Raw genomic sequence first — 18,669 nt, 5'->3', positions numbered from 1 at the left:
TGGCCCCGGCGGGCCACTTACCTTCTTTGCTTCGCCAAAGAAGGTAAGCCAAGAAAGGCGACCCCGSTTCGCCGCCCTTCGGGTTCCCAAAAGAGCAGTGCCGCAAGCGGGAAGCGCAGAACTCGCCTGCGGCTCAGACAGCTGCGCTTCTTTTTCCGCTTGCAGCACTGCTCTTTTGGCGTCTGCACAGGGGTGTTTCAACCCATCCCCACCCTAGCCCTCCCCTTGAAGGGGAGGGAACGTTCTTGATCGTGGGAAGTGATGGGGTNGCTCTTTTGGCGTCTGCACAGGGGTGTTTCAACCCATCCCCACCCTAGCCCTCCCCTTGAAGGGGAGGGAACGTTCTTGATCGTGGGAAGTGATGGGGTYGTATCACCGTCTGCAGAAAGTGTCGGCAACCGAAACGCCGGCCGTGGCATTCGGCATTCGGCATTCGGCACTCGGCACTCGGCACTCGGCACTCGGCATTCAGCAAGGCGATGCGCAGCGAGCGAGCCGCAGTTCCCTCCCCTTCAAGGGGAGGGCCAGGGTGGGGATGGGTTTAATCCCCCTGTGCAGACGCCAAAAGAGCGCGGGCCAAAACGGGAAGCGAAACAAACTCGCCTGCGGCTCAGACAGGTTTCGCTTCTTTATCCGTTTTGGCCCGCGCTCTTTTGGGTACCCGAAGGGCGGCGAACCGGGGTCGCCTTTCTTTGCCTACTTTCTTTGGCGAAGCAAAGAAAGTAGGTGGCCCGCCGGGGCCAGTCCCGGCTAGTTCGTCCGAAGAACGAACAGAACCGAATCACCGAAGAAAAAACAAAATCACCCCAACTGCCCCACCAACGTCTCCGCATTCGACACCTCAAACTTCCCCGGCTGCTCCACATTCAACTGCTTCACAACCCCATCCTCCACCAGCATCGAATACCGCTGCGACCGCGTCCCCATCCCAACCTTGCTGAAATCCGCATCCAGCCCCAGCGCCTTCGAAAACGCCGCATTGCCATCCGCCATCATGCGCACAGTCCCGGTCGCCTTCTGATCGCGCCCCCAGGCGCCCATCACAAAAGCATCATTCACCGAGATGCACCAGATTTCATCCACGCCCTTGGCTTTCAGCGCGTCAGCGTGCTGAATATAACCCGGCACATGTTTGGCCGAGCAGGTCGGTGTATACGCGCCCGGCAAGCCGAAGATCGCAATCTTCTTGCCCTTGACGAGGTCGCTGACATTGAATGTGTTGGGGCCGAGCGAACAGCCTTCCGATTCAACTTCGATAAATTCTGACAAAGAGCCTTCCGGCAGGCGGTCGCCGATCTTGATAGTCATGGTGTGTCCTCGTATCTGATGTGATATCTGATGTGATTTGGCAGGTTTGCCGCGGCGCGTGGCGCCAAAGAAAACGCCGCGCCGCCCGTTTGCACGAGGGGCGCGGCGTTCAAACCGCAGTATGCCTTGTTATTGCCTTTCTTGCACCGAACCGCGAGCGGATCGGTGCGATCAGGATCAGTCGGCTTGCTTGCGTAGGAAGGCCGGGATGTCGTAGGTTTCCATGCCGTTCTTTTCCAGCGCACGCACGGTATCCGATGCCGACTCGCGACGCCATACCGCCGGCTTGCTCAAGCCTTCGAAAGAACCGGAAGGCTGTCCCGAACCGTGCCCCATCATGCCGGTGTTCTGCATCATCGGCTCATTGTGCGTGCCGGTGCGCAGCATTGGTGTCTGTACCAGCTGCACGTTCTTGCGCGCACGGCCAAGGCCGGTGGCAACCACGGTGACGCGGATGTCGTCGCCCATGGTGTCGTCGTAGGCGATGCCCTGTGCAATCGAAGCGTCCGGTGCGGCAAACGCGCGCACGGTGGCCATGACTTCCTTGATTTCCTTACCCTTGAGGTTGCGGCTGGCGGTCACATTGACCAGCACGCCGCGCGCGCCGGACAGGTCGATGCCGTCGAGCAGCGGCGAAGCGACTGCCTGTTCCGCAGCGATACGCGCACGATCCACACCGGATGCGGTCGCGGTACCCATCATGGCCTTGCCCTGCTCGCCCATGATGGTCTTGACGTCGTTGAAGTCGACGTTGATGTGGCCCGGCACATTGATGATCTCGGCGATACCGGCAACCGCGTTGTTCAGCACATCGTCAGCGTGTTGCAGCCATTCGATCATGCTGTCGTCTTCGTAGATCTCTTCCAGCTTTTCGTTGAGGATAACGATCAGCGAGTCAACGTGACGCGACAGTGCTTCCAGACCTTCGTCGGCGATTTCCATGCATTTGGCGCCTTCGTACGAGAAAGGCTTGGAGACGACCGCAACGGTCAGTGCGCCGAGTTCTTTCGCGACTTCAGCAACGATCGGTGCAGCGCCGGTGCCGGTGCCGCCGCCCATGCCGGCAGCAATGAAGACCATGTGCGCACCGCGCAGCGCATCTTCGATACGAGCACGCGATTCTTCGGCCAGCATGCGGCCGACTTCCGGTTTCATGCCAGCGCCGAGTCCAGTCTCGCCGATCTGGATGATGTTGTTGGCTTTGGAGGCAGCCAGTGCCTGCGCGTCGGTATTTGCCGCGATGAATTCAACGCCGGACACGCCTTTGTTGATCATGTGTTGCACTGCATTGCCGCCCGCTCCGCCGACACCGACGACCTTGATCACCGTGCCGAGGTTTGCGTTATCGATCATATCGATTTCCATGATGACTCCCTTAGATGATGATGCAGTTTTCAGTTGCTAGTCACCACGCGGTGTGGCGACTAGCAACTGCAAACTGCGCTATTTCACAAACGACGTTATTGATTTTAAAAATTACCCAGGAACCACTCTTTCATGCGCTGCCATACGGCCTTCACCGATCCATCCTGGCGAGTGACGATGTGTCCGCGCAAGTACTGCTTTTTTGCTTCCAGCAACAGACCGAGTACCGTCGAATAGCGGGGGCTTCGCACCACATCCGCCAACTGACCGCTGTACTCGGGTACACCCAATCGTGCGGGCTTCAGGAAAATGTCTTCCGCCAGCTCGACCATACCCGGCATCATTGCAGAGCCGCCGGTCAGGACCAGGCCCGACGACAGCACTTCTTCGTAACCCGACTCGCGCACGACCTGGTGCACGAGCGCAAACAATTCTTCGACACGCGGCTCGATCACGGCGGCCAGCGCCTGGCGCGACAAGCTGCGCGGACCGCGATCGCCCAGCCCTGGCACTTCGAGCGATTCCGCCGGATCGGCCAGAACTTGCTTGGCAACGCCGTAACGCAGCTTGATTTCTTCGGCTTCGGCGGTCGGCGTGCGCAGCGCCATCGCGATGTCGTTGGTGATCTGGTCGCCGGCGATCGGGATCACCGCGGTGTGACGGATCGCCCCTTCGGTAAAGATAGCGACATCGGTGGTGCCGCCACCGATATCGATCAACACCACGCCGAGTTCCTTCTCATCCGGTGTCAGCACTGCATCGGCCGATGCCATCGGCTGCAGGATCAGATCGGATACTTCGAGGCCGCAGCGGCGCACGCACTTGACGATGTTCTGTACCGCCGAGACCGCGCCGGTGACGATATGCACTTTCACTTCCAGACGGATGCCGCTCATGCCGATCGGCTCGCGCACATCATCCTGGCTGTCGACAATGAATTCCTGCGGCACCGTGTGCAGCAATTGCTGGTCGGTCGGTATGTTGACCGCCTTGGCGGTTTCGATCACACGCGCGACGTCGGTCGCCGTGACTTCCTTGTCCTTGATGGCGACCATGCCGCTCGAGTTGAAGCTGCGGATGTGGCTGCCAGCGATGCCGGTATAGACGTTCTTGATCTTGCAGTCGGCCATCAGCTCGGCTTCTTCGAGGGCGCGCTGGATCGATTCCACGGTGGCTTCGATGTTGACCACCACGCCCTTCTTCAAGCCCTTGGATTCGTGTTGCCCGAGCCCGATGACCTCATGCCTCCCGTTCGGCATTACTTCGGCGACCACCGCCACCACTTTCGAGGTGCCGATGTCGAGGCCGACGATCAGATTTTTTGCGTCTTTTGTCATATTTATCGCTTCGCTTTTTTGCCATCCGTTCCAAACTTCACGCCCGGCGCCTTCAATGCCAGTCCGTTCGGGTAACGCATATCCACACTTTCAATCTTGTCCTGCAGCCGGGAAGCCAGTTGCGGGTAAATGCCTATCAGCCGGTCGACGCGGTCCTTCAAGGTCGTCTTGCTCTGCTCGCGTCCCAGTTCCACCGTCATGCCATTGCTCAGTTTCACAGTCCATGCGTAGCGACTCGACAGTTGCAACGCCTCCGGTGTCACCTCGATCGGCTTGAACCAGTCCTGCAATTCACGATAGCGCACGACGATTTCCTTCTCGCTGCCTTCCGGTCCGTAAAACTCCGGCAATTCCCCATCTTCTTCCGCTTCGTCGAGGTTGGCGGTAAAAATATCGCCCTTGGCCGACACCAGCCTGCCATCGTCACCCCAGGTCGCAAGGGGTTCATGCTCTTCGACCTGCACGATCAGCTTGTTGGGCCACTCGCGTCGCACACTCGCCTTGCGCACCCAGGGCACCGCTTCAAATGCCAGCCTGACCTCGTCAAGGTTGGCGGTGAAGAAGTTGCCCTTCAGGCGCGGCACGGCGGTGGTGCGGATCGTCGATGCATTAACGTGCCTCAACGCCATTTCGCCGACAGCTTCCACCTGAATACTTGTGAGCGTAAACATCGGGCGGTTGGCCACCCACCAGAGGCCGGACGCAACCAGGCTCAGCACCAGCGTGCCGAGCAAGGCGTTGGTGGTTGCGTTGAGCGTTCTGACGTCATGCCACATGCTTGTTCTTCTCTGCGTAAATTGCTTAAACCGGTTTCCAGTCCTGCGTCGGCTTGAGGTCCAGATCGGCCGAGCGCAGGATCTCGACGCACAGGTCTTCATAGCTGACACCCGCCGCCTTGGCCGCCATCGGCACCAGCGAATGGCCAGTCATGCCGGGAGAGGTGTTGATCTCCAGCAGGAAGGGCTCGTTATCGGTGGCGCGCAGCATGAAGTCAACGCGCGCCCAGCCGGAGCTGCCGACGGCATTGAAGGCGCGCACGGCGATAGCCTGGATGCGTTTGGTCAATGCTTCGTCGAGCGGCGCCGGGCACAGATACTGCGTGTCGTCGCTGAAATATTTATGTTCGTAGTCGTAATTGCCCTGCGGCGCGACGATCTCGACAATCGGCAGCGCGCGGGCATTGCGGCCGGTGCCGAGCACGGGCACGGTCAACTCGCGACCGGTAATGAATTCTTCAGCAAGAACCACGTCGTCGTACTTTGCGCACAAGTCAAAACCGGCTTTCATTTCCGCCTGGCTGCTGACCTTGCTGATGCCGATGGTCGAACCTTCATGCGGTGCCTTCAGCATCAGCGGGAGGCCGTATTCTGCCGGTACTTTGGCGAGTTCTTCGGCTGTCGCTTCCTTCGAATCGAGCACGGTAAAACGCGGTGTCGGCAAGCCGTGGCTCAGCCAGATACGCTTGGTCATGACCTTGTCCATACCAATCGACGAGGCCATCACGCCGGAGCCGGTGTACGGCACGCCGAGTTGTTCTAAGACGCCTTGCAGTGTGCCGTCCTCGCCGTAGCGGCCATGCAGCGCGATGAACACGCGGTCGAATTTTTCCGCGGCCAGTTCAGCCATATCACGCTCCGCCGGATCGAAACCGTGGGCGTCGACACCCTTGCCTTGCAATGCCGTGAGGACACCGCTGCCGGACATCAGCGACACTTCACGCTCGGCGGAACGTCCGCCGAACAGCACGCCGACTTTTCCAAATTCTTTTTTCAGGTCTGTTGCACTCATCATTAATCCTGTTATCTCGTGTCAGCTCACTGTCAGTGCTGTTGCGTCAGCTTGCCGGGAACGCCGCTGATCGAACCGGCGCCCATGGTGATCACGACGTCGCCATCCTTTGCCATGTTCATGATGGTGGCCGGCATGTCGGCGATGTCTTCCACGAAGATCGGTTCCACCTTGCCGAGCACGCGCAATGCATGCGACAGCGCACGGCCGTCGGCGGCCACGATGGGCTGCTCACCGGCCGCATACACTTCCGCGAGGACCAGCGCATCGGCGCTCGACAAAACCTTGACGAAGTCTTCGAACAGGTCGCGTGTACGTGTGTAGCGGTGCGGCTGGAATGCCAGTACGAGGCGGCGGCCCGGGTAGGCGCCGCGTGCCGCTGCGAGTGTCGCAGCGGTTTCCACCGGATGGTGGCCGTAATCGTCGACCAGCGTGAAGGACCCGCCATCCGACAGCTTGACCTCGCCATAGCGGGTGAAGCGGCGTCCGACGCCGTTGAATTCACGCAAACCCTTTTGGGTGGCGCTGTCGGCCACACCGACTTCGCGCGCAATCGCGATGGCGGCGCAAGCGTTCTGCACGTTATGCATGCCGGGCTGGTTCAGATGGATTTCCAGTGGTGGATAGCCTTCCTGCAGTACGGTGAATTCCATGTGGCTGTCGACTGCCCTGGCATCGGTCGCACGCACCTGGGCATCCGCGTGAAAGCCGTAGGTCAGCACCGGCTTGGAGATGAACGGCATGATTTCCCGCACGTTAGCATCGTCGATGCAGAGCATCGCGACGCCATAGAACGGCAGGCGCTGGGTGAACTCCACGAAAGCCTGCTTCAGCTTGGCAAAGCTGTGATCGTAGGTTTCCATGTGGTCGGCATCGATGTTGGTAATCACTTCAATGCACGGCGAAAGATTGAGGAAGGAAGCATCGGATTCGTCCGCCTCGGCCACGATGAAATCACCGGCGCCCAGCTTGGCATTGGCGCCGGCGCTATTGAGGCGGCCACCGATGACAAAAGTAGGATCCAGTCCGCCTTCGGCCAGTACGCTGGCCACCAGGCTGGTGGTCGTGGTCTTGCCGTGGGTGCCGGCAATAGCGATGCCCTGCTTGAGGCGCATCAATTCGGCCAGCATGATCGCGCGTGGCACGATGGGGATGTGCTTGGCACGTGCGGCGATGACTTCAGGATTGTCACCCTTGACCGCGGTGGAGGTGACAATGGCGTCGGCGTTCTGCACGTTTTCCGCGGCATGGCCCTGGGTGACGCGCGCGCCGAGTTCAGTCAGTCGCTGAGTCGCCGCGTTGCTGCCCAGGTCGGAGCCGGATACGGTGTAACCCAGGTTGAGCAGCACCTCTGCGATGCCGCTCATGCCGGAACCGCCGATGCCGACGAAGTGAATGTTTTTGACTTTGTGTTTCATGCTTTATCTGCTAATTCTTCCAGGACGTTCGCGATGGCTTCATTAGCCTCGCGCTTGCCGATGCGATAGGCGGCTTCCGCCATCGTCCGGCACTTTTCGCGGGTGATCGACTGCAGCAACAGCGTCAGTCTCTCGGGCGTCAATTCTTTCTGCGGCAGGTGAATCGCCGCCTGCTGCTTTTCCATCCATTGCGCGTTATCGCGCTGATGCGATGTGGTGGACGCCACCAGCGGTACCAGCACACTGGCGACGCCTGCAGCGGTCAGTTCGGATACGGTGATTGCCCCGGCGCGGCAGATCACCAGGTCGGCTTCCGCGTAACGGCGCGGCATGTCGTCGATGAAGTCGACCACCTCGGCCTGCACCTGCGCGTTGACATAGGCTTGGCGCAACACGTCAATGTGCTGCTTGCCGGACTGGTGGGTGACGACCGGGCGGAGCTCTTCCGGAATGCGCGCCAGTGCAGCAGGCAGGCAATCATTCAAAGTCTTGGCGCCGAGGCTGCCGCCAACCACCAGCAACCTGAGCGGGCCGCTGCGCCTCGCATAACGCTCCGCCGGCACGGCGACTTCGCTGATTTCCCTGCGCACCGGATTGCCGGTGACCAGCGCCTTGCCGGCCGCATTGCCGAAGTCGGCGGGAAAGCCAAACAGCACGCGTTGCGCGACCGGAGCCAGCGTTTTGTTGGACAGCAGCAGGGCCGCATCGGCATTGACCAGCGCCAGCGGCACGCCGCGCAGCCTGGCCATCATCCCGCCGGGCACGGTGACATAGCCGCCCATGCCGAGCACTACGCTAGGTTTGCGGCGACCGATGATGTTGAAGCAGGACGCAAAGCCGCCCACCATCTTGAACACGCCGCGGACGGTATGCTGGAGCCCCTTGCCGCGCAAGCCTGCGAAGTCGATGGAGTCCATCGGAATGCCATGCTTCGGGACGAGATCGCGCTCCATGCCGTGCATGGTGCCCATCCACGACACTTCCCAGCCGCGCGCCTTCATGGTCTCGGCGATGGCCAGGCCGGGGAAGATGTGGCCGCCGGTTCCGGCGGCCATGATCATCAGGCGTTTTGTCCTGGTAGCGCGGCTCATATGCGTCCTCCCCGCATCAGCACGCGGTTTTCGTAATCGATGCGCAGCAGGATCGCGAGACCGACGCAGTTGATCAGTACGCCCGAACCGCCGTAGCTCATCAGCGGCAAGGTCAATCCCTTGGTCGGCAAAAGGCCGAGGTTCACACCCATGTTGATGAATGCCTGCACACCGATCCAGATGCCGATGCCTTTCGCGGCCAGACCGGCAAAAGTCAGATCGATGGCAATCGCCTGGCGACCAATTTCAAATGCGCGCTTGACGATCCAGTAAAACATCGCAACGACGACCAGCACGCCGACGAAGCCAAGTTCTTCGCCGATCACGGCCAACAGAAAATCCGTATGCGCTTCCGGCAGGTAGTGTAGTTTTTCCACGCTGCCGCCGAGACCGACGCCAAATAATTCACCGCGTCCGAAAGCAATCAGCGAATGGGACAACTGGTAAGCCTTGCCCAGTGCGTTTTCTTCGTCCCAGGGATTGAGGTAAGCGAAGATACGCTCGCGCCGCCATGGAGACAGGATAATCACCATGCTGAAGATGCCGACCAGCGTTGCGCCGATACCCCCGAACCAGATGCCGTTGATACCGCCCAGGAACAGGATTCCCATCGCGATGCAGACGATTACGCCGAAAGCACCAAGATCCGGCTCCAGCAGGAGCAACAAGCCGACGAAGCCGATCGCCACCGTCATCGGCAGGAAGCCCTTGGTCAGCTTGTGCATGTATTCCTGCTTGCGGACCGTATAGTCGGCGGCATATAGCACCACAAACAGCTTCATCAGTTCCGACGGCTGCAGATTGAACACCTTGAACGACAACCAGCGGCGTGCGCCGTTGACGCCCTTGCCAACGCCGGGCACCAGTACCAGCACCAGCAGCACCAGTGTTGCGACGAAGAGGTAAGGTGCAAGCCGCTGCCAGGTTTCGATGCGCACGCGGAAAACCAGGAAGCCGGCGATCACCGCGACGCTGACAAAGGCCGCCTGACGGATCAGGAAATGGAAGTTCTTGTAATTGGCATACTTGGGCGAATCAGGCAGCGCGATCGACGCCGAATACACCATGACCATTCCGAACAGCATCAGCAATACGACCACCCACACCAGCGGCTGATCGTATTCCATCATCTTCGAGCGCTGAACAACACCGGGAATCGGCGCTTTCTGCGATGAAGAGGAAAAGGATGGGAGTGCGAATTTCATGCAATCACCTCGCCCCGCGACAAGCCGAGTTCGCGGACCGCATCAATGAACACTTCAGCCCGATGCGCATAGTTGCGGAACATGTCGAGGCTGGCGCAGGCCGGTGACAGGACGACGGCGTCGCCGATATGCGCAATGCCGGCCGCAGCCTGCACCGCTTGTTCCAGCGTGGCGCAATCAATCAGTTCAACCGATGTCGCGGCAATCGCTTCACGGATTGCCGGCGCATCCTTGCCGATCAGGACCACGCCGCGCACATATTTGGCAACGGGGTCGGCCAGCGGTGAAAAATCCTGGCCCTTGCCGTCGCCGCCAGCGATCAGCACCAGGCGGTTATTACCTTGTCCCACGCCAAGACCCTTCAACGCCGCGACCGTTGCACCGACATTGGTGCCCTTGCTGTCGTCGTAGTAGTCGACGCCACCGACATTCGCCACCAGCTCGACGCGGTGCGGTTCGCCGCGATACTCGCGCAGTCCGTGCAGCAATGGCGCCATCGACAGGCCGATCGCACGACACAGGGCCAGTGCGGCCAGCGCGTTGGCGGCATTGTGCTGGCCACGAATCTGGAGCGCGTCGGCCGGCATCAGGCGGTTGAGGATGACGGGAAGTTCCGCGCTGTCCTTCTTGCGGCGGCGCTTTTCACCGTCTTCGGACGCAATCGCGGTCGACAGCCATTGCATGCCGTTCTCATCGACCAGCCCGAAGCAATCCGGATGATCAGGCTCGTCGGTGCCAAAGGTGATCACCGTGGCCATCGGTGCAGTCATCTGCATCACGCGTACATCGTCGCGGTTGAGCAGGCGAATGGTCTTGGTGTTAGTACCGAAGATGCGTGCCTTGTCCGCCGCATAGGCATCCATGTCGCCATGCCAGTCGAGGTGATCCTGCGTAACGTTGAGCACGGTCGCCACATCGGCTTGCAAGCTGTAAGTGGTATGCAGCTGGAAGCTCGACAGTTCGAGCACCCAGGCCTGCGGCAATTCGTTCTTGTCGAGCGCTTCACGCAGCACGTCGAGTGCCGCTGGGCTGATATTGCCGGCGACCTGCGTTGTCAGGCCGGCGCGACGGCACAGCATGCCGGTCAGGCTGGTCACTGTCGTCTTGCCATTGGTTCCGGTGATGGCGATGACTTTCGGTGCGTACTCTTGCGTTGCGCGCAATGCGGCAAGCGCCTGGGCGAACAGCTCGATCTCGCCCCATAGCGGAATAGCCTTTTCCTGCACGGCCGGAATGATTTCCGCCAGTTCGCGATTCGGCGCAAGGCCGGGGCTGACGGCAACGATATCAACGCCATCCAGCAGGGCTGCATTGAATGCGCCGCTGACGAACTCGGCGGCGGGAACTGCTTCCCGCAGTGCCGGCAGGCGATCTGGTTCCGCACGCGTATCGGCGACACGCAGCGTCGCGCCGCAGCGCGCCAGCCACAATGCCATCGCCAGGCCTGATTCACCCAGACCGAGTACGAGAACGTGTTTTCCCTGATAGTCCATTAGCGCAGCTTCAGTGTTGACAGACCAAACAGCACAAGCATCATGGTGATGATCCAGAATCGCACCACGACCTTGGTTTCTTTCCAGCCCTTCTGTTCGAAGTGATGATGCAAGGGCGCCATCAGCAGGATGCGGCGACCAACGCCGTAACGCTTCTTCGAGTATTTGAAATAGCCGACCTGCAGCATCACCGACAGCGTCTCGACCACGAAGATGCCTCCCATGATGAAGAGAACGATTTCCTGACGCACGATGACGGCAACAGTGCCAAGCGCACCGCCGAGAGCCAGTGCACCGACGTCACCCATGAAGACCTGCGCTGGATGGGCGTTAAACCACAGGAAGGCCAGGCCTGCGCCGGCCATCGCGCCGCAGAAGATCAGCAACTCGGCCGAGCCGGGAATATACGGAATAAACAGGTACTTTGAATACATCGCGCTGCCGGTCAGGTAGGCGATCAAGCCAAGTGCCGAGCCGACCATCACAGTCGGCATGATGGCGAGACCATCAAGGCCGTCTGTCAGGTTGACCGCATTGCTGGTACCGACGATGACGAAGTAAGTCAGCGCGATGAAGCCCCACACACCCAGCGGATAGCTGATGGTCTTGAAGAACGGGACAATCAGGTCGGCCTTGGGCGGTAAGTCGAGATTGAAGCCGGACTGCACCCACTCCATGAACAGCTGCAGGACCTTGGTATTGGTCGGCGCCGACACCGAGAACGCGAGGTAGATCGCCGCGGCGACACCGATCAGCGACTGCCAGAAATACTTCTCGCGCGATGACATGCCTTCCGGGTTCTTGTAGACCACCTTGCGATAGTCGTCGACCCAGCCGATCGCCCCATAGCCGAGCGTCACGACCAGCACCACCCATACGAAGCGGTTGCTGAAATCGGACCATAGGATCGTCGAGATGCCGATCGACAGAAGAATCAGCGCACCGCCCATGGTCGGTGTGCCGGTCTTGATCAGGTGGGTTTGCGGGCCGTCGGTACGCACCGCCTGGCCGACCTTCAGGCGGGTCAGCATGCGGATCATGGCGGGACCGGCGATCAGGCCGATCACCAGCGCCGTGAGCGTGGCGAACACCGCACGGAAAGTGATGAAGTTGAAGACGCGCAGCGTCCCCAGGTCTTGTTGAAAGTATTGCGCCAGCCAAAGCAGCATGTCAGTGCGTTCCCTGTCCTTGATCCATCTGATTGACGAGGTGCTGGACCACGCGCTCCATCTTCATGAAACGCGAACCCTTCACCAGCGTCGTCGTGTCGGCGGAAACCAATGCTTCGGCTGCCTGGCTGATCGACGCTATATCCTCGAAATGCTGCGCACCCCGGCCAAAGGCCTGGCTTGCATGACTGGCCAGCTGGCCAAGCGTGAGCAAGCGTTCAATGCCCTGGTCCCGCGCATAGTTGCCGATCTCGACATGGAACTGCGGGCCTTCATCGCCCACCTCACCCATGTCGCCCAGCACCAGTACGCGGGGAGCCGGCGCATGCGACAGTACATCGATTGCCGCGCGCACCGAATCCGGATTTGCGTTGTAGGTATCGTCGATCACCATTGCGCCACTCTTTGCGGTCTTGCGCTGCAGACGGCCGTTGACCGGGGCGAATGCCTCGAGTCCGCGTTTTACCGCGTCCTCGGGCACGCCGATCGCGAGCGTGCATGCAGTCGCTGCCAAAGCGTTACGTACGTTGTGTACGCCCGCTGCAGAGAGTGACACCTGGAATTGTTTCCCACCGGCAGTAATGGACAGGTCACTGCCGAAATCGTTCACCTGAAATGTGCAACTGACGTCGGCATCTTGCGAGAGGCCGAATGTCATTGTGTTACGTTGACCGGCATAACTGCGCCACAGTGTGGTGTAGGTGTCATCAGCCGGGAAAACGGCAACGCCGTTTGCGGGAAGGCCGAGAAGAACGTTACCGTTCTCTTTTGCCACGGCTTCCACGCTTTCCATGAATTCCTGGTGTTCGCGTTGTGCATTGTTCACCACGGCGACGGTGGGTTGCGCCACCGCGGTGATGGCCGCGATTTCACCGGGATGATTCATGCCGAGTTCCACCACGGCGGCTTTATAGCCGGCGTTGAGACGGAACACCGTGAGCGGAACGCCAATATCGTTGTTGAGGTTGCCACGCGTGGCCATGGTGTGATCGGCACCAAACGCTGCGGCAAGAATGGACGCGATCATTTCCTTGACCGTGGTCTTGCCGTTGCTGCCGGTGACGCCGATGACGGGCAGCGCGAACTGGCTGCGCCAGAAGGCACCGATCTCGCCCAGTGCGATGCGTGTATCGGGCACGACGAGTGCAGGGACAGTCAGACCGGCCGGCACGCGCTCGACGACCACGGCTGCGACGCCGCGTGCAGCAACGTCGTTCAGAAAATCATGTGCGTCGAAACGTTCGCCGCGCAAGGCGACAAACAGATTACCGGCAGCGACGTTGCGGCTGTCGGTAGACACGCCGTCAAACGCCACATCGGTCGCGGCCGCTGACGTATTGACTACGGCGGCACCCGAAATCCTTGGCTGGATCACAGCCAATGATGATTTCATTACATCGTCCCCTTCATTGTTGCCCTTGCAGCCAATGCCAGCGCGGCATGGTCTGCATCTAAAAACGGCAATTTTTTGCCTTTGATCTCTTGATACGACTCGTGGCCCTTCCCTGCCAACAAAACCACGTCGTTCTTTGCTGCGTGACGTCCTGCCCACAGAATGGCGGCGGCACGATCTTCAATCACCTGTAACGCCTCTTTCGGCATGCCTGACTTGTCGATGCCAGCGACCACTTGCGCGATGATCACGGAAGGATCTTCGTTGCGCGGATTGTCACTGGTGACAATGACATGATCGGCTGCCTGCGCAACCGCACCCATCTGCGGACGCTTGCCCGGATCGCGGTCACCACCGCAACCAAATACGCACCAAAGCTGGCCGCCGCGCTGCCCGGCGACCTGGCGCAGGCTTGCGATTGTCTTTTCCAGCGCATCGGGCGTGTGCGCGTAATCGATCACCATCAGCGGTGCTTCCTGGCCGCCCAACTGCTGCATGCGGCCGGGTACGGCGGTCAGCGCTTCCGCCGCGTCCACCGCGGCCTTGAAAGCGATGCCTTTTGCCAGCAACACGCCAAGAATGCCAAGCACATTGCTGACATTGAACTGGCCGATCAACTGGATCTTGACCGCGACTGATCCCTGCGCTGTATCGAGCTTGAAGGCGGTGCCGGCATGGCTGCTGCGGATGTCGGTGGCGCGCAGAACGGCGATGCCCGGCACGGACCGATCCGCAGCCGTGTAGCCAGTGATCGCCAGGTCGGCGCGCTTGTGCTGCAGATACTGCACGAGGCGCATGCCCATCTCGTCGTCGAGATTGATGACCGCATGCTTGAGACCGGGCCAGTCGAACAGCGCACGCTTGGCGGCCTCATAGGCTGCCATGTCGCCGTGATAATCAAGGTGGTCGCGGGTGAAATTCGTGAACAGGGCAACATCGATGTGCATGCCGTTCATCCGTCCCTGGTCGATGCCGATGGAGGATGCTTCGATCGCCAATGCCTTTGCTCCGCGCTCGCACAATTGCGCCAGCGCGCGCTGCAGCAGTACCGCGTCGGGAGTGGTGTAGCCGTTCGCACTGAAACCACCATGATCGCCGCGTTCGAAGAGTCCGACGCCGAGCGTGCCAATGACCGCTGTCGGCTGTCCGAGGCGCGACAACGCCTTGCCCAGCCACTGGGTGCAGGAAGTTTTTCCGTTAGTGCCGGTTACCGCGACGCTGAACATATTCCGGTCGGGTGCACCGTAATACACGTTCGCAATCGGACCGGCCGCTTTTTTCAGTTGCGGTACCGCGAGATGCTCTGCCTGCCAGCGATCGTTCCAGGAAAAGCCTTCGGCTTCGTAAACAACGGCGCGAGCGCCATTGGCAAGTGCTTGTTCGATGAAATTGCGGCCATCCGCCACATCGCCGGGATAGGCAAAGAACACGTCCCCCGGGCGCACGCTGCGCGAATCCGACGAAAGCTGCGCCGACGGCGCCGTGGCATGCAGCCATGCCAGGATGTCGTCGGCATTCATGCTCTGGACGGAAGTGGCCGCGCTCATTACAGGCTCTCCTTCAACACGTCGGCAGGAATGATGATGTCGGTCACCGCCGTGTCGGGTGAAACGTTCATCGCGCGCAGCACGTTCGCGGTTACCGCCGAGAAGACCGGGGCCGCCACCTGGCCGCCGTAGTGCATGCCAGCGGATGGCTCGTCCACCATGACCGCAACGATGATGCGCGGATTGGACACCGGCGCAAAGCCAACGAAGGAAGCGACGTATTTGTTCACGTATTGACGTCCGGCCAGCTTGTGCGCGGTACCGGTCTTGCCGGCGACCCGATAGCCTGGCACTTGTGCTTGCGGCGCGGTGCCGGTCGGTCCGGCAGCCATTTCCAGCATCTCGCGGACATCACGTGCCGTTTTCTCGGAGATCACCCGATGGCCAATGGGCTGATCGGTTGTCTTGTGAAAGGTGATCGGGATCATTTCGCCATTGCGCGCAAAAATGAGGTAAGACTGCGCCATCTGGATCAGCGAAGTGGAAATGCCGTGACCATAGCTCATGGTCGCCTGTTCAATCGGTTTCCATGATTTATAAGGACGCACCCGGCCTGCCACCGCACCGGGGAAATCAAGCTTCGGCTGCTGGCCGAGACCGACCGCGGTAAACATTTCCCACATCTGCTGGGGCTGCATTTGCAGCGCGATCTTGGCGGTACCGACGTTGGACGACTTTTCCAATACCTGGGCGACGGTCAATATCCCGTGCGCATGGGCGTCGCCAATGGTTGCCTTGCCGATGGTGATGCGACCCGGCGCGGTCTGGATGCTGGTGGTCGGCGTGACGAGCTTGTTTTCCAGCGCCAGCGCGATCGTAAACGGTTTCATGATCGAGCCCGGCTCGAAGATGTCGGTCAGCACGCGGTTGCGCAACTGATCGCCGGTCAGGCGTGAGCGATCATTCGGATTGTAGGTCGGCAGATTTGCCAGCGCGAGGACTTCACCCGTTTTCACATCGAGCACGACGATACCGGCAGCCTTGGCCTTATGCTTGTCGACCGCTTCTTTCAGATGCGAGAAGGCGATGTACTGAATCTTGCGGTCGATGGACAAGGTCAGATCCTTGCCGTCGTGCGGCGTGCGCGTTGCGCCGATGTCCTCGACGACGCGTCCAAGACGATCCTTGATGACGCGACGGCTGCCGGTGATGCCGGCGAGGTTTTTCTGGAACGCCAGTTCCATGCCTTCCTGGCCCGCGTCTTCCACATTGGTAAAACCGACGATGTGCGCAAGCACCTCGCCTTCAGGGTAATACCGTTTGTATTCCTTGCGTGTCTCGATGCCGGCAATGCCAAGCTTGATGATCTTGTCGACCGTTTCCTGTTCGACCTGGCGCTTCAGATAAACAAAAGTGCGGTCGGAATCCAGCTTCTTGCGCAGGTCGCGCTCGTTCATGTCGAGCAGTTTGGCGAGTTCACGCAGCTTTTCAGCCGGCGCTTCCGACACGTCTTCCGGAATTGCCCATACCGCCTTGACCGGCATCGACGATGCAAGCACCTGGCCGTTGCGGTCGGTGATCTTGCCGCGCGTTGCCGGCAGCTCCAGCGTACGTGCATAACGTGACGCGCCCTGTTTCTGCAGGAATTCGGTCGACAGGCCCTGGAGCCACAAGGCCCGACCGGCCAGCGCTGCAAATGCGGCAAACATCACAAAGAGCACAACGCGTGAACGCCAGACCGGCAGTTTGACGTCGAGCACCGGGCTGGCGCTGAACTGCACTCCCTTGCCGGCTGCGGTACGTGAGGCGGCGCGCATCAGTTCGCTCCCGGAATCAGGTACTGGGTACGCGCCGGCGTGACCACGACCATGCTGAGGTCACGATGCGCGCTGGCTTCGATACGGGCATGCTTGCCGAGCGTCGACTGATCAAGCTGCAACTGGGACCATTCGATGTCGAGCTGGCGCGACTGCGCTTGCGCGCGTTCGAGTTCAACAAACAGGCGGCGCTGCTGATACTGCGCGTTCACAGCGGCCAACGCGCAGATGACCAGGGCAATGGTCAGGACAATATTGATACGGCCGCTCACGGAGCGCTCCCCGGTAATACAGATGGTGCAAGTGGTGCTGTGGTGCGTTCGGCCACCCGCATGATCGCTGAGCGAGCACGCGGGTTGCCTGCGACTTCGGCGTCGGAGGGTTTTATTTTTGCCACCAGCTTGAGCTGTGGCTTCGGCAGGTCGACGGCACGAATCGGCAGGCGACGGTCTGGCTGCGGCGCGTTGGCTTTGGAAGCCATGAAGCGCTTGACGATGCGATCTTCCAGTGAATGAAAGCTGATCACAACCATTCTCCCGTGCGGGGCCAGTTTTTCGAGTGCTGCGTCGAGTCCTACTTCGAGTTCTTCAAGCTCTTTATTGATGTAAATCCGGATAGCCTGAAATGTGCGAGTGGCCGGATCTTTGCCCTTCTCGCGGGTTTTGACGGCGTGTGCCACGATCTCGGCAAGCTGTCGTGTGGTTGAAATTGGGGCGACTGTCCTGCGAGCAGTAATCGCCTTTGCAATCTGAAAAGCAAACCGTTCTTCCCCATAATCTCTTATAACCTTTCCTATCGTCTGTTCTGACTCGGTCGCGAGCCACTCTGCCGCCGACATCCCGCGCGTGGTGTCCATGCGCATATCGAGCGGACCATCCAGTCGAAAACTGAAGCCCCGCGCCGCCTCATCCACCTGCGGCGAAGAGATTCCCAGGTCCAGCAAAATCCCGTCTACCTGAACAACGCCGCGTGCATCGAGCGCGTCGCGCAGTGTGGCGAAACTGTCATGCACGATCTCAAACCGCGCGTCGCCAATCGTGTTTGCCGTCGCAATCGCCTGCGGATCCTTGTCGAATGCAATCAATCGACCTTGCGGGCCGAGATGCTCGAGGATCCGGCGGCTGTGACCGCCGCGACCGAAGGTGCCATCGACGTACACGCCATTGGCGCGTTCACCGTCGATTTGCAGGCCATCGACCGCCTCTTCCAGCAGCACCGTCCGGTGCTGCAATTCTGGCACCGTCTGAGTTGTCATACGGGCCGTTAAAACGAAAAGTTACTTAAAGCGTCCGGCATGCCGTTCGCCACCGCTTCCGCCTCGCTTTCGGCGAGCTTTTCCGCATCCCAGATTTCAAAATGGCTACCCATGCCGAGCAACATGACATCGCGTGTCAGGCCGACGGCACTACGCAGTTCCGGCGCGATCAAAATACGGCCGGCGGAATCCATGTCGACATCGGAGGCATTGCCCAGGAAAATCCGTTGCCATGCGCGCGCCGACATCGGCCAGGCGGCGATTTGTTCACGGTGGCTTTCCCAGACGGGGCGGGGGAAGAACAGCAGACAACCATGAGGATGCTTGGTCAGCGTGACACGGCCTTCGCACTGAAGCGACAAGGCGTCGCGATGCTTGGACGGGATGGTCATCCGTCCTTTGGCATCCAAACTCAGTGCTGACGCGCCCTGAAACACCCTGATTAACCCTCGTAGTTGTCGTTATTTGTAATGTTTGTGAAACAAGTTTTTGGGCGTCTGATGCTGCAATTTCACCCACAAAAATACACTTTTTCACACTGCC

General features: G+C 60.1%; 16 protein-coding genes. All 16 read right to left on the bottom strand.

Annotated features, from left to right (window positions below):
* Window positions 1–801: 801 nt before the first annotated feature.
* The 16 genes from ASE07_RS06350 to mraZ all read right to left on the bottom strand — a co-directional run bounded on the left by ASE07_RS06350 (window position 802) and on the right by mraZ (window position 18,563).
* Window positions 802–1,308, bottom strand: coding sequence for a peroxiredoxin (locus ASE07_RS06350; RefSeq protein ID WP_057289966.1), 507 nt, complete (start codon window positions 1,306–1,308; stop codon window positions 802–804).
* Between the two features lie 177 nt (window positions 1,309–1,485).
* Window positions 1,486–2,673 (bottom strand): cell division protein FtsZ, encoded by a 1,188-nt coding sequence (gene ftsZ, locus ASE07_RS06345; RefSeq protein WP_057289965.1) that lies wholly within the window; start codon window positions 2,671–2,673, stop codon window positions 1,486–1,488.
* A 104-nt stretch (window positions 2,674–2,777) separates the two neighbouring features.
* Window positions 2,778–4,010 carry a cell division protein FtsA gene (gene ftsA, locus ASE07_RS06340; protein ID WP_057289964.1) on the bottom strand — a complete coding sequence of 411 codons (1,233 nt, stop codon included), beginning with the start codon at window positions 4,008–4,010 and terminating at the stop codon, window positions 2,778–2,780.
* A 2-nt stretch (window positions 4,011–4,012) separates the two neighbouring features.
* Window positions 4,013–4,786 carry a cell division protein FtsQ/DivIB gene (locus tag ASE07_RS06335; protein ID WP_057289963.1) on the bottom strand — a complete coding sequence of 258 codons (774 nt, stop codon included), beginning with the start codon at window positions 4,784–4,786 and terminating at the stop codon, window positions 4,013–4,015.
* A gap of 25 nt (window positions 4,787–4,811) precedes the next feature.
* Window positions 4,812–5,798, bottom strand: coding sequence for a D-alanine--D-alanine ligase (locus tag ASE07_RS06330; protein WP_057289962.1), 987 nt, complete (start codon window positions 5,796–5,798; stop codon window positions 4,812–4,814).
* A 32-nt stretch (window positions 5,799–5,830) separates the two neighbouring features.
* Complete coding sequence (gene murC, locus ASE07_RS06325) at window positions 5,831–7,216, bottom strand: UDP-N-acetylmuramate--L-alanine ligase (protein ID WP_057289961.1); 1,386 nt, start codon at window positions 7,214–7,216, stop codon at window positions 5,831–5,833.
* A complete protein-coding gene (murG, locus tag ASE07_RS06320) occupies window positions 7,213–8,307 on the bottom strand; it encodes an undecaprenyldiphospho-muramoylpentapeptide beta-N-acetylglucosaminyltransferase (RefSeq protein WP_057289960.1) in 1,095 nt (364 codons plus the stop codon). The genes murC and murG overlap by 4 nt, the downstream gene beginning before the upstream one ends.
* The gene (gene ftsW / locus ASE07_RS06315) at window positions 8,304–9,512 is read right to left on the bottom strand and encodes a putative lipid II flippase FtsW (RefSeq protein ID WP_057289959.1); all 1,209 of its coding nucleotides are present in this window, start codon (window positions 9,510–9,512) and stop codon (window positions 8,304–8,306) included. The genes murG and ftsW overlap by 4 nt, the downstream gene beginning before the upstream one ends.
* On the bottom strand, window positions 9,509–11,005 hold the full coding sequence (murD, locus tag ASE07_RS06310) for a UDP-N-acetylmuramoyl-L-alanine--D-glutamate ligase (protein ID WP_057289958.1): 1,497 nt from the start codon (window positions 11,003–11,005) through the stop codon (window positions 9,509–9,511). Before murD ends, ftsW begins: the two co-directional genes overlap by 4 nt.
* Window positions 11,005–12,174, bottom strand: coding sequence for a phospho-N-acetylmuramoyl-pentapeptide-transferase (gene mraY, locus ASE07_RS06305; protein WP_057289957.1), 1,170 nt, complete (start codon window positions 12,172–12,174; stop codon window positions 11,005–11,007). Before mraY ends, murD begins: the two co-directional genes overlap by 1 nt.
* A 1-nt stretch (window position 12,175) precedes the next feature.
* The gene (locus ASE07_RS06300; RefSeq protein WP_057289956.1) at window positions 12,176–13,567 is read right to left on the bottom strand and encodes a UDP-N-acetylmuramoyl-tripeptide--D-alanyl-D-alanine ligase; all 1,392 of its coding nucleotides are present in this window, start codon (window positions 13,565–13,567) and stop codon (window positions 12,176–12,178) included.
* Entirely contained in the window at window positions 13,567–15,114 is a 1,548-nt protein-coding gene (locus ASE07_RS06295; protein ID WP_057289955.1) for a UDP-N-acetylmuramoyl-L-alanyl-D-glutamate--2,6-diaminopimelate ligase, read from the bottom strand. The genes ASE07_RS06300 and ASE07_RS06295 overlap by 1 nt, the downstream gene beginning before the upstream one ends.
* Window positions 15,114–16,871, bottom strand: a complete 1,758-nt coding sequence (locus ASE07_RS06290) for a peptidoglycan D,D-transpeptidase FtsI family protein (protein WP_057289954.1) — start codon at window positions 16,869–16,871, stop codon at window positions 15,114–15,116. Before ASE07_RS06290 ends, ASE07_RS06295 begins: the two co-directional genes overlap by 1 nt.
* A complete protein-coding gene (gene ftsL, locus ASE07_RS06285) occupies window positions 16,871–17,143 on the bottom strand; it encodes a cell division protein FtsL (protein WP_057289953.1) in 273 nt (90 codons plus the stop codon). Before ftsL ends, ASE07_RS06290 begins: the two co-directional genes overlap by 1 nt.
* Window positions 17,140–18,126, bottom strand: a complete 987-nt coding sequence (gene rsmH, locus ASE07_RS06280) for a 16S rRNA (cytosine(1402)-N(4))-methyltransferase RsmH (RefSeq protein ID WP_057289952.1) — start codon at window positions 18,124–18,126, stop codon at window positions 17,140–17,142. Before rsmH ends, ftsL begins: the two co-directional genes overlap by 4 nt.
* 8 nt (window positions 18,127–18,134) lie before the next feature.
* Window positions 18,135–18,563, bottom strand: a complete 429-nt coding sequence (gene mraZ / locus ASE07_RS06275; RefSeq protein ID WP_057289951.1) for a division/cell wall cluster transcriptional repressor MraZ — start codon at window positions 18,561–18,563, stop codon at window positions 18,135–18,137.
* Window positions 18,564–18,669: the final 106 nt, after the last annotated feature.

This window comes from Noviherbaspirillum sp. Root189 (assembly GCF_001428545.1).
GTDB lineage: Bacteria > Pseudomonadota > Gammaproteobacteria > Burkholderiales > Burkholderiaceae_D > Noviherbaspirillum.
This window is presented reverse-complemented; position numbering and strand designations above follow the sequence as displayed.